The following is a 19931-nucleotide window of genomic DNA, read 5'->3' as shown; positions in this document are numbered from 1 at the left end:
CTTATTAAATTTCATAGATGTTATATTCCTTATCTCCTTCACCATTTCCTCTTAAAACCTCCTCAAGATCTGTCTGATCAAGTTGTGCCAAAGGAAAGTCTGACGGGGTATAATTTCTTTTTTGCTTATTAGCGCAATAGTCAATAATTTCTTTCAGGTTAGTTAAGAATGTTTCACCAAGTAATCTGATGGTTTCTTTTTCCCATCTGTTCTTGCTATATGACCATTGTAGATTTAGATTTCCTGAGGCAATAAAAGTCAAAACCTCAAAATCTGAAGTGCGCTTATTATCCTGATGACTGTTCGCAATATCCGGTAACTCCTCCATGTATACCGGATAATCAAGATTATCCAGATTATCGAGCTGCCCTAAATGATTGAATAGTAAAGGGTGTTCACCCTCATACTGATGATCATTGTCAAATAGTTTGTCACGCAACACTCCATATCCAATTCCTTTATTTGGTACGCTCCTCAGCTGCTCCTTTATGCTTATGATCTCATCTTCAAAATCGCTTTTTTCTTTAAGTTTTAATAACTGAGGATAAAGTGAAGTGAACCAGCCGGTTGTTGAGGATACATCAAGCTCTACATCTTCCCGCCCATGTCTTTCCAACCAGATTACAATATCATCCGAACCTATCCACCGACCAATGGTTCTGGTAAGTGCAAGAATTAGAAGATCAGGAACTTGTGTATTATAGGCCACCTGACTTTGACCAATAAGTCGTGCCGTATAATTAGCATCAAGCTTTAAAGACATTTTTATTGCGTCCTTTTCAAAATTAGAACCTTCGGAATAATCTGCTTTTAATTCAAACTGATGATTGAGTACATGTTGCCAATAAACCAACTCACTTGATAATTTATCTGATTTACCCCAACTTTCCATGGCCGTAGACCATTCTCTAAACGAGTTTGTTTTATTCTTCAGGGTTTTACTTACATCTATATTATCAAACAATAACTTGAAAAAAGAATCTAATATTATATGCCATGATACCGCATCCACAACCATATGATGTATCACTATATAGAGATAATTCAATTCAGAAGGAGGGGTTTTTAGTAATAAAGCTCGAATCACACGGCCTTCCTCAAGAGACATTTGATTATTGATATCATTGAACAAAGGAATTAACCTTTCAGTATCAGAATGATCTATCTGCGCTACCTCTACAATCGGTTCTTGCAGTTCTGCTCCATACTCTTGGCTCCAACCATGCTTATTTTTCACAAATTTAAGGCGAAGAGAATCATGTACAAGTGTAAGCTTCTTAAATGCTACTTCTATTACCTTTGGGTCAACATCAGATGATATTCTTAGTAATACAGACTGGTTCCAGAAGTCAGGCAGATGAAAATCATTCGCAAGGAACCACTTATGCATAGGCGCTAGTGGTACAGGACCTGAAAGAATTCCTTGCTCTCCTTTTTCACTGACTCCATTTGAGGCAGCAAAAGCCGCCAACCTTTCTATAGTTTGATGCCTGAATAAATCTTGAGTTTTAATATTAATCCCTGCCTCCCTTGCTCGATTGACCACCTGAATACTGACAATAGAATCACCTCCAATACGAAAAAAATTATCCGTAATACTTATATCCTTTATGTTCAGTAAAAGTCCGACTATATCAGTCAGTTGTTGTTCAATATCAGTAGTAGGTAAAACCCTTTCCTGTTTGCCTCTCAACTCATTAATTCCTGGCTCGGGCAGATTTTTCTTATCTACCTTCCCATTCTTTGTTAAAGGCAGTGACTCGATGGGTATAATATAATGAGGGAGCATATACTCTGGAAGTAATGCTTGAAGAAAGTGTCTTATTTGAATTTCTTCCATATCCTCGTGTCCTACATAATATGCACATAGTCGTTTATTGCCATCTGCACCTATAATTGTGGTTACCACCGCCTCAGTTATATTTTTATGCTTCGTAAAGGCCACTTCAATCTCACCAACTTCTATTCTGAACCCTCTAACCTTAACTTGGTGATCCGAACGCCCCATATATTCGAGGTCTCCGATGTCTAACCAACGTACAATATCACCAGTACGATAAAGCCTTCCGATATTTTCTGGACCATCCACAAATTTTTCCTGATTAAGCTCGGGCCTATTTAAATAACCTCGCGCAACAGGCACTCCCCCTATACATAGCTCTCCATGAACACCAGTAGGTACTAAATTCAACTGGTTATCTAAAACCAAAAGGGTGCAATTGGATATCGGCTTACCGATGGGTATTATATTTGGCACATCTTGCTCAGGACAGTCGAAATATGAAACATCTACCGTTGCTTCCGTAGGGCCGTATAAATTAACAAGTTTGCATCCATTCATCCCCATTAGCTGGTTAAAACGCCTAACGGTGCCTGAAGATAAAGCCTCCCCACTGCAGAACACTTGTCTCAATTCAGAGAATCCAATTCCCTCATTTTTGCTTTCCGTATCCAAATAATCCAAAAATACATTGAGCATAGATGGCACAAAATGTACTACATTAACTTGTTGCTGTTTGAATGTACTGGCAATTACTTCTGGAAAACGTTCCCCCATTGGTTCAAGAAGTACAAGTGTAGCTCCAGGAATGATCCACCAGAAAAGCTCCCACACAGATACGTCAAAGGTGGCTGGGGTTTTCTGCAACACCCTGTCTGCATCACTTATAGGATATGCATTCTGCATCCAAATAAGCCTATTTATCACGGATTTGTGTTCCACCATAACTCCTTTTGGATTCCCTGTGGAACCAGAGGTATAGATTACATAAGCGAGGCTGTCAAGATCTGGGTGTGGAAAGTCAAAGGTTAAAGGTTCATGACTTGCTACGTTCCATAAATTCAGATTTACAACCTCAACAAATTTCACCTCAGAAAATCTATTTTCGTATCTACTTTCTGTGAGAACAAGTATTGGGTTTGTGTCATTCAGTATAAAATTCAACCTTTCTTCAGGAAGGTTTGGATCAACAGGCACATATGCTGCACCAGCTTTCCAAATTGCCAGCATTGCTCCTACCATATCTATACTTCTATCAAGAGCTAAAACCACTAGTTTATCCTTGGCGGCGCCCTTGCTCATTAAAAATCTACCAAGTTTTAAAACGTAATCATTTAACGAACGATAGGTTAGGCTTTCATGATTTGTAATTAGGGCTGTCGACTCAGGTTTGATTGCGGAGTGATGTTCTAAATATTCCTGTATCAACATAGTAGGAGTATCTACATATAGTCCTGTAGACATTTCCATAATATTTTTTCTCTCTTCCTCTGGTATATATTCTATTTCTCTTAGTAACTGACTACTATCTTCACAAAACTCAGCTAGAATTTTTTGAAAGTATACAGAATACCGCCTAATTGTAGATTCTTTAAAGAGACTGTCTGCATACTCAAAGGTTAACTTCAATGTCTCACCATTATCAAAACAGTTGAGACTCAGATCAAACTTTGAAGTATTGCAAGGCAGTGGATAAGAATGACGTTCAATACCGTTGATGGTATGAGCCTTTACATCCACCGGTTGATATACAAAAGTAACATCGAATACTGGATTTCGAGACAAATTTTTTGGCAGATCTAGCTTAGTAACCATATCTTCAAAAGGATACTGCTGATGCTCAAAAGCTTTTATTGAATTACTATTGACCTGCTCCACAAAATCTCCAACAGTCAGGTTATTATTTACAGTGTTGATTAGGGGTAGAGCATTCACAAAAACACCCATTGTTTCTCTTATATCAGGATGATCTCTGCCCGCCACTATAGTTCCAATTATTACTTCTTCCTGGCCTGCTACCTTTGATAAGAGAACGTTAAAAGCCGCCAGCATAAAATTGAATACCGTTACCCCCCCAGCCAGAGCAGCCCTCTTTATTTTCTTAACATCTGCTGAGTCAAGCTCAAAAGTTAACTGACTACCTGTATGACTTTGGTCAGGTTTTCTAGAAAAATCTACGGGTAGAGTAAGAGGTATAAAGTCTCTCAAATTGTCTACCCAGAAAGATTCCTGTTTTTTAATACGCTCTGTATTACTTTCTGATAATTGCCACTCTGCGTAGTCCTTATATTGAACTTCCAATTTTGGTAAAACATCTCCATTATATAATGCCGCCAGATCTTTTACAAGTGTTGTACTAGAAATAGCATCAGATATAATATGATGTCTTTCAATCACCAGAACATGCTGATCTGGGTCAACCATTATGAGGCAGGCTCGTAACAAAGGAGCTTTAGCCAGATTAAAAGGTCTTTGAAATTGCTCAATAATCTGCAGCACACTATCTGAATCGGCTTCAAAATATTCGATATCAAAAGAACAAGTTTCCAAAACTCGCTGCACCGGTACACCATCCGAAAAAAAGATTTCAGTACGTAATGCTTCATGTCTCTTTATTAATTGTTTAAAGGCGGATTTTAGTTTTTCTACATCAAGTCTACCTAATAAAGTTTCTGCATCTATTTCATTATAAGTGATACTTTTTTCATTTAGCTGATGTAAAAAGAAAAGGCGACGCTGTGCCGATGATAATTGATAATATGGTTTATCATCAGCTAAAGGTATTGGTTCAAACATCTGTTTCTGTGCAGAGGCCAAGTGAAACGCAATTTGCTTTATCGTTGTATTTTTAAAGAAATCCTGAAGAGACATTACCATTTCTGTAACACTGTGAACATGAGAAAGCATAGTAACCGCCTTAAGAGAGTCTCCACCAAGCTCCATGAAATCATCATTTACACCTATGGGACCAAAACCAAATAGCTCCTCCCATATAACTACCAACTTTTCCTCCATCTCTGACTCTGGTGCCTGATAAGTGACCGAAATAGCTGGCTTATCCTGACGTGTTGCTTGCTTTTTTACTTTATTTACCTCTTTACTCGTTTCAATGGACTTCCATTTTTCAATGAGAGACGGTAAATCCACAGGCGATATTGCTATTTGCGTTTCATTGTTATTAGCCATTAGCAAGCGCTTAAATACTTCCTTCCCCTCCTTTGGAGTTATGAATGTTTTTAAAGCATCATCACTTAGTGAAAGGTCTGCGAAGTCATCTTTCCACCCTTCCCAGTTACAGAAATTGAGTGATATCCATTTGACATTACTTCGTCTATTTTCACGTTCTATCCAGCTATCCATGTATTGATTAGCCGCAGCATACCCTACCATGCCTAAGCCGCCTACAAGCGATGAAAGTGATGAAACAGCTGCGATAAACTCAACTTCATGATGTTCAACAATATCTTTTAAAACAGTTAAAATTTTATCCTTTGCAGGAAAATGACCTCGTACCTGTTCTTGAGTAATGCTAGAAGCCAGGTTGAAAAGATCTCTATCTAATACTCCTGCTGCATGAAATATCCCCTGCACTTTCCCATATTCAGCAGATACCTGATCGATAACTTTTGACATCTGTTCCACCGAAGATGAATCTGTTTGAATAAATTCAACCCTTCCACCGGCCTTTTCCATTTCTGCAAAACGAGAATTTTTTTTACTTATCTCATCATCAGTTCCATTTTCCTTAATCCATTGGTGTTTTTTTGGCAGAGCCGACCGACCTATTAAAATTACATTGGCATTAAAGGCGGAGAGAAGATACATTCCAAGAGTATGTCCGATTTCTCCCAATCCTCCTATTATTATATAAGTTCCATCGGGTTTCACAATGGACTGGAGTTCATTATGGTACTTCAAGTCATACGGCTCTATATTGCGAACCCACCTTTTACCTCCCCGAAAACTTATAATCGAATCAGCATTATCAGAAATTATCTCTTGATAAATAGTATGATAAATCTGCTGATGGTTTTTCAAAAGTGAGGTGCCGTCTATTTCGATTATCTTGCCATTCAAACCTGCGTTCTCCTGTGGTATAACCTGTATTGCGGAAATTAATGTTGATTTGTCGGGGTCTATCTCTTCATCCCCAAAAACGGTAAATATATCTTTGGATATAGCTACATATTTTAATTTCTCATTTTTGCGAGCCATACCTGAAGAAGAAAATGACTGCCATACATTTAAAAGTCGAAATAAATCATCATTAGAACGATTCGTTTTTCCTTTCAGTGATGTTACATCGACGATGATATCTGGATTGAAATTTAGTCTACGAAGCTCAGTAAATAATTGATCAAGCTGTCCACGACTGTAGTCTTGCTCATAACTTCCAGGGCCAATTTCAGCGAAAGTTTTGCCATATGAAACTGAAATAATTCTATTTGCATTTGCGGCCATAAGACCGGTGAGTTCTACGGTCTTTTCCCAGCCCAACATCAAGACATTACCCGTGTTTACCTGGGTATTGTAGCTTATCGATAATTGCTTCCAGGAAGGTGTATAAAACCAAGTAGAAATGTCTTTATTTCTTTCAAGGCAATCCTCATAAGGTATTATCTTTTTGAAGTCGTTATCTACATGAAGGTTAAAGGCTTTCTCCTCGAATGGATATACTGGTAATGAAAGCTTAGCCTTTTTATTACCATAATGGTACCCTTTCCATTCTACTACCCCACCAGTCTCCCAAAATGTGCCTAGTGCTTTTATCAGATGGGCATGATCTGAATCCTTGATATTTTCAGATCTAACAAGATTTATCAATGTTGGTAGTGCTGTCTTATCAGCCATGCGACGCACCAGATTACACAAACTATTACCTGCACCAACTTCCAAGAACAAAGCATTTGGGTGCTCATTTAACAAATTGGCAATACTCTTTTTAAAAACCATTGTTTGTGACAAATGCTTAACCCAGTAATCTGGAAAGGTTATATTTTCATCACTCCAGCTACCTGTTAAATTAGACATGAGTGGCACCTCGGGTATGTTTAAACTATACCGTGCCACTACTTGCCGAAATTCATCTGAAATAGGTAACATCTCTGAAGTATGAAGGGCATATGAACCATTCATATCAATAGCAGCAATGGATTGCTCACTAAGATGAACTTTTAATTCTTGAAGTACTTCCTTCTTACCGGCAAGAACGACCGACCTACCATTATCTATTGCAACATTGACTCCATCTATAAGATAAGGTTGAACTTTCTCGACTGAAAGGCCTACTCCTACCATACCACCTGTATCCAGGCTATTAATAAGTCTTCCCCTTTCTACAAGAATCTCGAGGGCAGTATCAACATCAAAGACGCCCGCCACACAAGCGCCCACATATTCCCCCAGACTATATCCTATTATATAATCCGGTGAGATACCCCATGATTTAAGTAATAGAGACAATGAGTATTCAAAGGAAAAAATTAAAAGCTGAGGCACCTGAAAATCATCAGGTACTCTTGAAGGCTTCTCAGGATAAAGTATTTCCTTAAAATTCTTGCCTGTTTTTTTCTTCAATATTGAGAAACAATGATCTAGCGCTTCTCTAAAAACTTTTTCTTTACCATAAACTTCACGCCCCAGATGAGAGTATAAAGCGCCCATACCTGGAAACATGAAAACTATTGGGGGTGTTTCTTTTGATAAAGTAGCATGACTACTTTCCGATAATTGTAGACTAACATCTCCCAAGTTAGATGCATAAAAGGCTTTTCTGAAAGAAAAATGTTCTCGCCCAACCTGCAAGGTATAAGCCAACTTGTCGAGATTTACTTCCTTATTATTTTCAAGATATAGCGAAAAATTATTTATTGTTCGGTTAAGTGCTTCTTCGGTTTTTGCCGAAAAACAAACTAATGACCCCCTTTCATCTGCTACATTCGAAGGTTGCTCAGGGGCTTCTTCTAAAATAACATGCACATTTGTACCGCCAATTCCAAAAGAGCTTACTCCTGCTCTTAAAGGATAATTAGTATTTTCCCATCTAACTAAATCTCTATTTACATAAAAATGAGCATCGCCCTCCATTAACTTTGAACTTGCCTTTGTGAAATTAATAGATGGTGGCAGTGAGGTATTTTTCAGCATGAGACAGGCTTTTATAAATCCAGCTATACCAGCCGCCACGTTCAAATGTCCAATATTTGCTTTCACACTTCCAATTGGGCACTTGTAATCTGTTGGCACCTCGCTAAAAGCTTCATTCAATGCTGTAATTTCAATTTTGTCTCCAAGGTTTGTAGCACTACCATGACCTTCTATATAGCTAATGCTTTCGGGATTTACTTCAGCCATCATACACGCCTCACGAATCACCTCAGCCTGCCCTCTTACACTTGGTGCCGTATATCCTACTTTCCTATTGCCATCATTGTTTACCGCACTCCCTTTAATAATGGCATATATATTATCTCTATCTTTAAGAGCATCATCTAGACGCTTTAATATAACTATACCCACTCCATCACTCCACACGGTGCCTGTTGCTTCTGAGTCGAAAGAACGCGTATGACCATCTTTTGACATAATCATTCCGGGTTCATAGGTATAGCCAGACTTGTAGGGTAGTGACAGTGCCACGCCACCTGCAACAGATAAGTCACATTTGCCAGTTAGCAGATTTTGACATGCCATATCAACAGCTACCAAAGAAGTAGAACACGCCGTATATATAGTACTACTTGGTCCGTGCAAATTAAGTAGATAAGACAACCTAGTACTTGCAAAATCCTTATCATTGAGAATAAGAGAAGAAAATTGCTCAGAGTATTCTGTGCCACTATTTCTAAAACAATGTCCTTGCCACGGCACATTAGGAAGTGCACCTACAAAAACCCCAACTCGGTTAAGATTATTTTCAAAACCATATCCTGAATCCTCTAATGCATGATAGGTACATTGGGCCAGAAGCCTCACTTGGGGATCAAGCATATTGGCTTCATTTGGATTGAAGCCAAAAAACGATGCATCAAACAGGTTTGCGTCTTCAATTAACCCCTTAGCTCTTACATATGCAGGATTCAAAATATCACGATCTAAATTACCATACTCCAGAAGTTCATCCTCGCTAAATCGAGATACAGATTCTACCCCATTTTGTAGATTATTCCAAAATTGGTTAATATCAGAAGCTCCAGGAAACCTACAGGCCATTCCAATTACCGCAACTTCAAATCCTGTATAATTATTAGATTTCATTCAATTTAATTTTTTATTATCTCCATGATAATATCTTATCACTGACGGATAAGTCTTTTAATACGCTCCTTTGCTGAAGAAAAGTCAATTGTATCATCGTCTTTGTCCAATGGATTGCTAAGTAATTCGTTGTGAATATAGCTTGCAAGATCCTTAGCATTCGTGTATTTAAACATCGCTACCTCATCCAACTCTTTATCAATATAAGCTTCAATAATACCATTGAGTTGCATGATCTGAAGAGACGTGGCTCCGAGATCAAAAAAATTAGTTGACCTAACTATTTCACTCACCTCCAAAATATCCTTGGCGGATTGAATTATCATTTTTTCTAGCTCCTCTTTTGAAAAATTTTTAGCCTTTGACCTCATCAAATTAGTCTTTGTTTTAAAATTTGAAAGAAAGTCATTATAAATCCCAGAAGAGTAGTTATCTCTTAGTATGTAGCGTTGCACTTTTCCACTAGTAGTTTTCGGAATTTTTACAACTTGAATAATGTCCTTTACACGTAAGCCTACTCGCTGTCTCACGTGTCTTTTTACAGCTTGTGCCAATGGCACAAATTCCTGTATAGAACCTTGGTAAGCTATAAAGACTATTATATCATCTTGAAGTGTTGTATTATTATATATATTACATGATGCGGCTTGCTGAAACTCAATAATAGAAAGTTCTTCTATTACTCTGTCAAGGTCATTAGGAAAATAATTTTGTCCATTAATTAGTATCATCTCCTTTTGCCTTCCAGTTATTACAAGATTTCCGTTACTTAATAGTCCAAGGTCTCCAGTGTCAAACCAACCATCTTTAGAAAGGGCTTTTTTTGTGGCTTCAGGGTCATTATAGTAACCAGAAGTTACAGCGGGGCTTCTTAAATGAACATATCCAAGAGTTCCTTCCGGCAAGCTGTTACCATCTGCATCCTTTATATTTATTTCCGTACCATTATGAGGTCCTAAATCGGCAAAAGAGGCAGCATTTCGAATGTCATCTTTAATATATTCAGCCTTATCACCAACATTTAACTTATGTCGGTTTAGTTGGTGCTCTTTTAATTTATCTTTCTCATCAGGAAAACATAGTGATACACCAAGTACGGCTTCTGCCAATCCATACCCCGGACAAATAACATCGGGACCAAATCCATAAGGACCTAACATATTTGTAAAATCTCTACATACTTTTATAGAAACCGGTTCGGCGCTGCTAATCATTATTCTTAGTTTATCAAATGATTGAGGTTGAATTGCCGCTATGTCAATATTCTCCAAGGCATGGTTATATCCAAAGTTAGGAGAACCAGACACCGTTATCTGCTCTTTAGCAAGGCTTGAAAGCCACAGGTTAGGATAAGTAAGAAAAACTACGGGTGGTAGAAGCCACTGATCAGCATTAAGAAGCAGGGGCAACAAATGAAAAAAAACCAGCCCCATATCATGAGTCAAGGGCATCCAGCCTAAAAATCTATCATCGTCTTTAACACCCAGGTGTTTAATTGAATTATTAATATTGTACATTATATTTTTTTGACAATTCATTACCCCTTTGGGATAACCTGTTGATCCTGATGAAAATTGTATAAAGACAAGGTCATCCATAGAAGCAGCAAGTGGCTCTGCCTGAATATTAGAAGTAAGATTTGAATACAATAAGCAACGCTGACGTATTTGCGCTATCACCACATCTTCTTCTATTTCGTCAAATTTCCCAACTTTATCGGCTAGTCCGGGAAGATCTGTTATCAAGTATGGGTCTTTTAATTTCTTCCACACCCCTAATAACTTGTTTACTCCCTCCTGAGATACTCCAAAAGTAACTGGAACAGGAATAATCTTACCAAAGATGCAGGCCCAAAATGTGATAAGGAAATCTTGATTTGATTGAAATTGAAATACTAGTTCACAGCCAGCACCAACTCCCTTCTCCCTCAAACTATATAACATACAAGTAGCCTTAAGGTATAATTTCTTATAAGACAAGTAATCCGATTTACCGCCTACATCCAGAAATGTGATACCTCTCTTAGCCCCACTTTTGATATTTTCTCGAAATATATCCTGTAATGTCACTTCCTCCATAATCTCAATGATTCATTTATTTAATTTAAAATCAAACTACCTCTACTTCCTGATCTTGCTTTATTCTTTCCATAATATTAGTTGCCAATTGGCTCACTGAAGGACCCGCCAAGAATTCCATAGGAGACATATCTACAGCAAGTTCGTCACTGATTCTTCTGATTAGTTCAACAGAAAGAATAGAATCAATCCCTAAAAAATTAATACCCTTGTCCGGAGCAATCTGGCTTTCAGACATTTTAAGTATTTTAGCTAATTCTATAGTCAATAGATTCATTATATAGAGGTGCCTCTCTAAGCCACTAAGTCGTTTAATATTTTGCAAATGGGCGGCTTGTTTTTCTGAAAGGCTTTCATCCGAAGAGGCATTGGCTGCAATCATGTTTTTAAAAAGTGATACTCCACTAGCACCAATATTCTTGGATAGAACTTTCCAGTTGATGTCAAAAAAACCTATTTGAACAGGCTTCTCTTCTAATATACGATTTAGCCCAGCCAGAACCTGGCTATTTGTAAAACTTTTGATACCCACACTATCTAAGACAGTTTCAAGGTTTTTGTTTCTAGCCACTACCCCTGCTTCTGCCAAAACTCCAAGATTAATAGTTGTTGCAGGCAAACCAAGACCATGTCTATACCAAGCAAAAGCATCAAGAAATGCATTGGCCGCCACATAATTTGCCTGACCTACATTTCCTATTAGGGAGGAAATAGATGAGAACATTATAAAATAATCCAAGTCATCGTTTTTTGTGGCATGGTGAAGATTTACAGCGCCATCTACTTTAGGCTTAAGCACGGTATTGAATCTTTGCTCATTCATGTCTACCAAGTAACCATCATCGAGTACCATCGCTCCATGAAATACCCCTATCAACTTTGGCAATTCAGAATTTAATTTCTTAAACATTTCATTTACTTGATTCGAATCAGCTATATCAGTGGTATAAACTTTTACCTTCACTCCGGTTCTAATCATATTTTCCACTGCAATTTCAGCCTGCTTAGTTTTAAGGCCGCTTCTACTAACTAGTGCAAGATTCTGGGCACCATTAGCAGCAAGCCACCGGGCAATTTCCAGCCCAAGACCATTGGTTCCACCAGTAATTAAATATGTCATATCGGGTTTAACCCCCCATTTACGTTTTGTATTTACTTCTACAAACTGCTCATTAAAATTTATGACAACCTTACCGATATGCTTACTAGCCTCCACCAGACCGAAGGCATCTGCCAATTCACTTGCCTGATATTTTATTATCGGTAAGGCCTCTAGTTGTCCAGCATGAATATAATTACAAACATCAATCAGTAAGTCCTGAATTTTATCTTGTCTTTCCCTCAACATCCTATCTACATCAATGGAAATATAAGAAAGGTTTTTATGAAAAAATCTCATTGGCATGGAGGCATTATCGATAATGTCTTTCTTTCCTATTTCAAGATATGTACCATAAGGAGCCAGAAGCCCCATGCTTTGGTGCATCATTTCGCCAGGCAAAGAGCTAAGTACCACATCTACCCCATAACTGTCAGTATGCTCCATTATTTCGTGGAAAAAATCCAGATTACGGGAGCTATACACCTTAGAGATACCAATAGATTTCAGATACTCTCTCTTCTCCACAGTTCCTGCCGTTGCAAATATTTCTGCTCCAACGGATTTTGCATAGTTTACGGCTGCAATTCCTACGCCCCCAGTAGCATTATGTATAAGGACCTTATCCCCAGCAGAAATCATAGCTTTGTCTCTAAGAGCATATATAGCAGTAACATAACTGGTAACTATGGCTGAACCATGGTCATAAAATCCTTCAGGGCACTTTACTGCTAACTTCGCCGAGGTAATACTGCTAGACTGGTAAGTGCCTCTGGCAAAAGCAATTACTCGGTCTCCCACACTAAAGTTTTTAACATCCTTACCTACTGATAAGATAGTACCAGCACAATCTAATCCGATTTTATCTTCGCAATATGTACCTTCCAATGCCTCTGCCGTAATCTTTCCGCATACCTTAAGATAATCCTTATAATTAATCGAAGTATTATCAATCAGTATCTCAATTTCATCGGAACCTGGGACGAGCTTTTCCATATAATCAAATCGAAGTGAATCTAAGTCACCCAGACGAGAAGAATTAAGTTTAAGGGGTCCATCCTTAAATGAAACCAACTCTGTAAGTTTCTCCTCCTTGTTACTGATAGACTTTTTCGCTGCTTTGGTATAAATTATATCATTTCTAACTGCCAACTCCTCAAAGCCATTACCATCCCACATCAGTCTAGCAGCAACCTTTTGCCAAGTGACTATATCAATCTTATCACCTACTTTTCCTGGCAAATCAACTAAATTGACCTGACAATTTCTCATTTCATTTCCTATGAGTCGCGCGAGCCCATGTATAGCGCCTCCCACTACTGAAGAAACAACATCATTATCAAATACAAGCTGACTTCCTTGAGTTACAAAACTTACCTTCAACCTGCCTTTATGATTATCTCGCACGTACCTTAGTAGATTCACATGAGGCATAATTTTATCGAGGCACTCTTCACTTTGGATTTTGTCTGAAGACACGTCGTCTATACTAAGTAAAGATAATATTTGCAATGTATTAACGTCAGGAAGCACTCTGGCGAGTCCCTGGGGATCAGAAGTATTAAATTCAAAATGATCATCACCTAACTCTCTGAAGGCGGTACCTCCCTGAAATACAATGACTCTACCTTGTAGCTCCTTTAAAAGTGGTTCACAGAGTCCATAATCATAGGTAAAAACGCAAATCACATTATCTTGATCCGGTTGTAAATCCTTAGCTTCTTCTTCGGCCCAGAATACTTCAAATAAGCTATCCTTGAGAAAGTCAGTTGATTGAGCCACATTGCTCACAAGCTCCTGACATTTAAAATCTTCTATTTCAATGAGTACTTCACCATTTTCATTACATACTAGCAGATCGGCTACAGCAGAATTTACGGTGGTATATTTAAGATATGAATAACAGTAAAATTCATTACCCGGATTCATATAACATTTAATTCTGCCGATAGAAACCGGCACAAATTCAGAGCTATCAAACAAAATCATGGATTGAAAACAGGCATCAAGTAAAGTAGGATGAAAAAAGTTATCATCCGTCTCCTCTAATCCAGAATAAGCTTTTATTTTGGCTATAAGTTCACCATCCCCAACTTCTATTTCTTTGATAGTTCTAAACCAAGGACCATATTCCAGCTTTGAATTGCTAAGTTTTTCGTAAACCTCTTCTTCATTGATTTGGCGGTTCATCCTGCTCCTGATACTTGCAATATTTAGATTTTTGGGACTATTTTCGTATTTCCCGATTGTGAATTTTCCTGAGGAACGAGTAAACCATGAACTATTTTCACCTTCATCTCTGCTCTGAACAATATATTGCCTATTTTCTCTATTAAAAGATGTGTAGAGCTTCTGCACTTTATTGTTATCCACAGTTAAGACCTGATGAAATTTAATATTTTCTAAACTGAAAGGAGTCTTGGTGCTAACTTCCTGTTGGTAAAGGGCAATAGCAGCAGCAACATATCCGGCACCTGGAAACACCACCTTTCCATGCACTATGTGATCATTTAAAAATGGAAAGAAATACTTATTTAATTCAGTTTCATAGGTGGGTTGTGGTGAGTGAACTTGAGTATTGAGGTAAACACTACCATCTCGACCAAGTCGATCTTCTCTGGAAAATCTTGATTCCATCCAAAAATGTTCTCGTTGCCAAGGATAACTCGGTAAGTTTAGATGAGGCATTTTACCTATCCATCTGTCCCAATTGATACTACACCCTATGGCTTGAAGGGCTGCTAAGTTTTCAAAGAAATTAAGTTGCTCAGGCTCATTCCGTTTGAGAGTTTGCAAGAAATGATACTTTGGGTTATTCTGAACACATTCTATCATTGAGTTTCTTAAAACCGGATGAGGCCCTATTTCAATAAAAACATTGTAGTTATCCCGTGCTAGAGAATTGATAGCGGTATTGAATCGCACTGTGTCACGGACGTTTTTCCACCAATATCTATTATTAATTTCCTCACCTTTAACGATATCTCCCGTTACTGTCGAATAGAGGTCAATATTTGTAGACCCTCCCTTAACATTTGCAAGCTCCTCTAATAACTCATCCTCAATCTTGTTCATTACAGGACTATGATAAGGTACGGAAACTTCTAACATTCTATTAAAGTAACCTTGCTCTTCATATTTTTTAGCCAACATTTCCAGCTGGTTAGTATCTCCAGCTAATGTTACTGAACCAGGACTGTTTACCGCAGCAATAGATACATTTTCATATTTCTTAAGATCTTTCAGCACCTCTTCTTCAGGCAAACCTACAGCTAACATACTCCCCATTCCAGAAGTTTTATGCTGCAAACGGCTTCTATGATAGCTAATATTTAATGCCATTCGAAGAGAAAGCGCTCCAGAAACATACTGAGAGGCTACTTCACCCACACTGTGTCCTACCACTGCGTCAGGGGATATTCCATAGTATTCTAGAAGTTTAGTGAGCCCAACCTGAACCAGAAAGTTTGCAGGTTGTGCTATATGTGTTTCTTTAATACGAGAGCTTTCCTCTGGCTTTTTCATCTCTTCTAGTACAGACCACCCTGATATTGTCTGGAACTCTTTATCACAATCCAGCAAGGCATCATAGAAAACTGGCTCGCTATCTAAAAGCTCTCTGCCCATTTTCCACCACTGCGGGCCCATTCCTGTATATACAAACACAACTTTAGCCTCTTCATTAATTTCACTAAATCTTGCTACTCCTTTTAACTGCACATCCTCCTCCCAGGCCTCTAATTTATTAATCAGATCTGCTTTTGATGTGGCAGCTATGGAAAGTCGCTCTGTATGAAGCGTTCTTCGATAAATTGCATTGCTCAAAATTTGGGCAAACTTATCTGTTGTTACTTCAAGATATTCCCTAAATTTTAGAACCATTTCCTTTAGTGCTAATTCACTAGCTGCACTAATAGGAAAAATAAACATATCCTTTTTCTGAATTTCCGAGATGCTCAAGTCCTTCTCATCCTTTGTATATTGCATTAACACTGCATGAGCGTTAGTACCTCCATAACCAAACGAATTAACTGAGGCAAAAGAATCTCTGGTATCGGGAAGGCTCTCTCTGGTCACTGGGACCTTCAGTAAACTCTTTTCATAATTTAAAGCAGGATTCGGTTTATTAAAGTGAAGATTTGCCGGCACCTCATTATGGTACAGGCAAAGAGCGGCCTTGATTAAGCCCGCAACTCCAGCTCCAGCTTCCAAATGTCCCATGTTGGTCTTCACAGAACCTATCAAACATTTATCATCTCCTTTTCTATTTAAAGAAAGAGCATCGTTTAATGCCTTAAACTCTATTGGATCACCTACTGGGGTTCCAGTGCCATGTGCTTCTACATAACGAACTTTAGCAGGATTAACATTGCTATTGGAATATACCTCATGAATCAAGGCCTTCTGCGACTCACCATTTGGTACCGTTATACCATTGGTTTGGCCATCTTGATTTGCCCCAGTCCCTTTAATGAGTGCATAAACCCTATCGTTATCTTCCAATGCTTTATCTAACGGTTTTAAAAGAACTATGCCTGCTCCTTCACCTCTTACATATCCTCCAGCATCACTATCAAAAGCCTTACAACGACTATGTTTTGAAAGAAATTTCCCTTTACTCATGAGAATCGAATTCTCTGCCCTCAACATTAGATTAACTCCACCCACTAACGCCATTTCAGACTCTCCATTCCATATGCTTTGGCATGCATAGTGTGTAGAAACAAGTGAGGAAGAACAGGCAGTATCAATTGAAATTGAAGGTCCTTTTAGATCAAAGGTATAAGACAATCTGTTCGAATACATGGTCAAAGTAACGCCAGTGGCGGTATGAGAATTAATCAGCTCCCGGTTAGGTTTGATCGTTTGTAGGCCATAATTATCGAAAGTAAATCCGCCAATAAATACACCTGTTCTAGACCCCCTAATTGCCTTTAAAGTATGCCCACTGTCTTCAATGGCCTCATAAGCAACCTCCAAGAGCAAGCGTGTTTGAGGGTCAAGGGGCTCTGCCTCCCGTGGTGAAATTCCAAAGAACATTGGATCAAACTCCCCAATATTTTCAGTAAGAAACCCTCCCTGTTTTGCCCTTATCTTTCCGGATTTATTGTCATTTTCATCATAAAAACGCCTGTTATCCCAACGATCAGCTGGCACATCAATAATAGCATCCGTTTCATTAATCAGCATCTCCCAAAAACTCGCTGGAGAAGAACTTGAACCGGGGAACCGGCATCCGATACCTACAATAGCTATCGGTTTTTTTTCATTACTCATAACTCAATTAATTTTCAACCTTAATAGTTAAGACATAAAGCATTACTACTTATCATTTTGCAGCTATAGCTTTTATTGGATTTTCTTTGGACGCTGATATTATTTTGCTACTCACTGATATTATTACAACAAAGAGTGCCAGCATACCAGCTGCCAATAGGTAGAATAATTTCACCTCCACATGGTAAGCAAATACACTCATTAACTTGCCTGCTGCTAAGTAGACAGAAATTAGACCCAAAGAGCCTGCAATGGCAAACAGTATCATATACTCTTTCATCATCAATGTAAACAGACTCGGAATACTCGCGCCTAACACCTTACGAACCGCAATCATCTTTTTTTGGCTTTTTAAAGAATAAGAAACAAGACTATAAAGTCCTTGAACCGCCAAAAGAATGGCTAACATTGAAAAAAATATAAACATTTTAGTGGCACTTCTAAGAGCATCCAAGAAATTGCTATCAAACTCTGTGTTCAAATACCTGAATTCCAAAGGATCATTGGGAAAATAATCATTAAATAATGTATTGATCTCTTGCTGTACCCTTGCCTCCTGTTCAGTATTTACTCTAATTGTAACCAAGGGATTATGCCAGTCTTCATTCATAGTTAATATCATAGGTGGAATTCTCTTGAATAACGTATAATCGTTAAAGTCTTCAACTACCCCAATCACGCGCAACCGTCCATCATCAATAGTTTTACCAATAGCATCTTCCCAGCCAAATGCATCAACCGCCGTTTCATTTAGCATACATGCCGATCGTAAATCCATACCATGTTCCCTTGAGAAGTCCCTTCCAGCTACAAGTTGAATCTTATAAGTGTCTATAAAGTCATAATCAATTGCATGTGACCTAAGGGCAATTTGACTTCCTGGCTCACCTCCCTCCCAATTAAACGTTTCCTGACCACCTCCATTAAAAGGAGCTGAGCTGGAGATAGTTACCTCTTCTACCTCCGGATTTTGTCGTAGAATGGTCTTCAACGACCTAAGCAGCTCTAGGTCTTTTTTACCGGCAGTTTCTACTCTTGACACCAACAAACCTCCCTTAACAAAACCTATATTTTTATTTTCAATATACCTGATCTGTTCAGTTATAAGAATGGAAACGAAAATCAAAGGAATGGCCACCATTAGCTGAAATATTACTAATACCTTTCTTAATCGAGTTCTACGTTTAAAAGAAGAGTTTCCATGGAGAAAGGCCGATACTTTGAGAGAAGAAAGATAAAATACTGGATAAAGTCCTGAAATGGTTCCCACAATAAACACAGCTACAGTGATCTTAATTAAAAGTAGCCAATCCCTATTCAATTCAAATGAAATTTCCTTATCTATTAATTGGTTGAAAAATGGTAACGCTACAAAAACAATCGCAATTGAGACTATAAATGATGCAATTGTCATCACCCATGATTCTGCTATAAATTGGGAAATCAAATGACGTTGTGAACTACCAAGTACCTTTTTAATACCAATTTCTAACTCTCTATACATTAGCTGTGCAGTACTCGAGTTAATGTAGTTAAGAATGGTGATAAGTGCAGTGAAAATTACCACTGCCACAAACATATATATTATAGTTATTTCACTTCTTTGACCGCCTGAACCTCCTCTTACATTGGAACTATTCAGATAAATCTCGCCTATTGGCCTTAAACTTAGTAATTCACTTACTCCCTGCTCATGTTTACCACGAGACATTAGTATGTCTTTTATCTTTTGAGAGACATCTTTATAGTTAGCATTATTTTTAAGCTGTACATAAATAGTAGAATTATCATAATCCCATCCCGCATCGCGTTTAAATCCGGTCAATTGCTCGTATGAGTTATACGAAATAACATAATCAATGTCTAAATGAGAGTCTTCAGGATAGTCCTGAAATACTCCAGTTACTACACAGTTATGCTTTTTATCGACAAGAAGTGTCTCTCCAATTATATCTACATCATCATAAATTTTGTTTGCCAACGATTCAGAAATTATAATACTCATCGGCTCTTTCAGTGCCTCAATTTTATTACCTTCTATAAAATGAAAAGTGAACATATCAGGAAAACTACTATCAGCATACAACCCTTTTTTCTCATTATACATTTTATCATTAAACGTGAGGTAATTCGAGGTATAATTAATGTTAGTTGCATTTTCAATTTCAGGTACAGAACTTTTTAACTCTCCTGCCAAAATATAAGGCGCTGAATCCCATATTTCATTTTGGTTCCCAACATTGTAACTTCGCTCAACTCTATACAATTCATTGTAATTGCTATTAAAAGAATCATAAGTGGTTTCATACTTTATGTAGAATAACATAAGTATAATTGAAGCAAGGCCAATCGATAATCCCAATATATTTACCACAGCATGCCCTTTATTTTTAAGTAATCTACGGACAGCTATCAAAAAGTTCTTTTTTAACATAAGTTA

General features: G+C 37.9%; 4 protein-coding genes. All 4 read right to left on the bottom strand.

Going from position 1 to position 19931, the window contains the following annotated elements:
* Positions 1–4: 4 nt before the first annotated feature.
* The 4 genes from LVD16_RS11065 to LVD16_RS11050 are packed head-to-tail and all read right to left on the bottom strand — an operon-like array spanning position 5 to position 19925.
* Positions 5–9037 (bottom strand): non-ribosomal peptide synthetase/type I polyketide synthase, encoded by a 9033-nt coding sequence (locus LVD16_RS11065; RefSeq protein ID WP_233774004.1) that lies wholly within the window; start codon positions 9035–9037, stop codon positions 5–7.
* A gap of 38 nt (positions 9038–9075) precedes the next feature.
* On the bottom strand, positions 9076–11115 hold the full coding sequence (locus LVD16_RS11060) for a non-ribosomal peptide synthetase (RefSeq protein WP_233774003.1): 2040 nt from the start codon (positions 11113–11115) through the stop codon (positions 9076–9078).
* A 31-nt stretch (positions 11116–11146) separates the two neighbouring features.
* Positions 11147–17491 (bottom strand): type I polyketide synthase, encoded by a 6345-nt coding sequence (locus tag LVD16_RS11055; RefSeq protein ID WP_233774002.1) that lies wholly within the window; start codon positions 17489–17491, stop codon positions 11147–11149.
* Between the two features lie 52 nt (positions 17492–17543).
* On the bottom strand, positions 17544–19925 hold the full coding sequence (locus tag LVD16_RS11050) for an ABC transporter permease (RefSeq protein WP_233774001.1): 2382 nt from the start codon (positions 19923–19925) through the stop codon (positions 17544–17546).
* Positions 19926–19931 lie beyond the last annotated feature (6 nt).

It is taken from the genome of Fulvivirga ligni (assembly GCF_021389935.1).
Classification (GTDB): domain Bacteria; phylum Bacteroidota; class Bacteroidia; order Cytophagales; family Cyclobacteriaceae; genus Fulvivirga; species Fulvivirga ligni.
This window is presented reverse-complemented; position numbering and strand designations above follow the sequence as displayed.

Bases quoted from the DNA above. Each gene is read 5' to 3' on its own strand.
- LVD16_RS11065 (WP_233774004.1), bottom strand. From the start codon at position 9,037: ATGAAATCTAATAATTATACAGGATTTGAAGTTGCGGTAATTGGAATG.
- LVD16_RS11060 (WP_233774003.1), bottom strand. From the start codon at position 11,115: ATGGAGGAAGTGACATTACAGGATATATTTCGAGAAAATATCAAAAGT.
- LVD16_RS11055 (WP_233774002.1), bottom strand. From the start codon at position 17,491: ATGAGTAATGAAAAAAAACCGATAGCTATTGTAGGTATCGGATGCCGG.
- LVD16_RS11050 (WP_233774001.1), bottom strand. From the start codon at position 19,925: ATGTTAAAAAAGAACTTTTTGATAGCTGTCCGTAGATTACTTAAAAAT.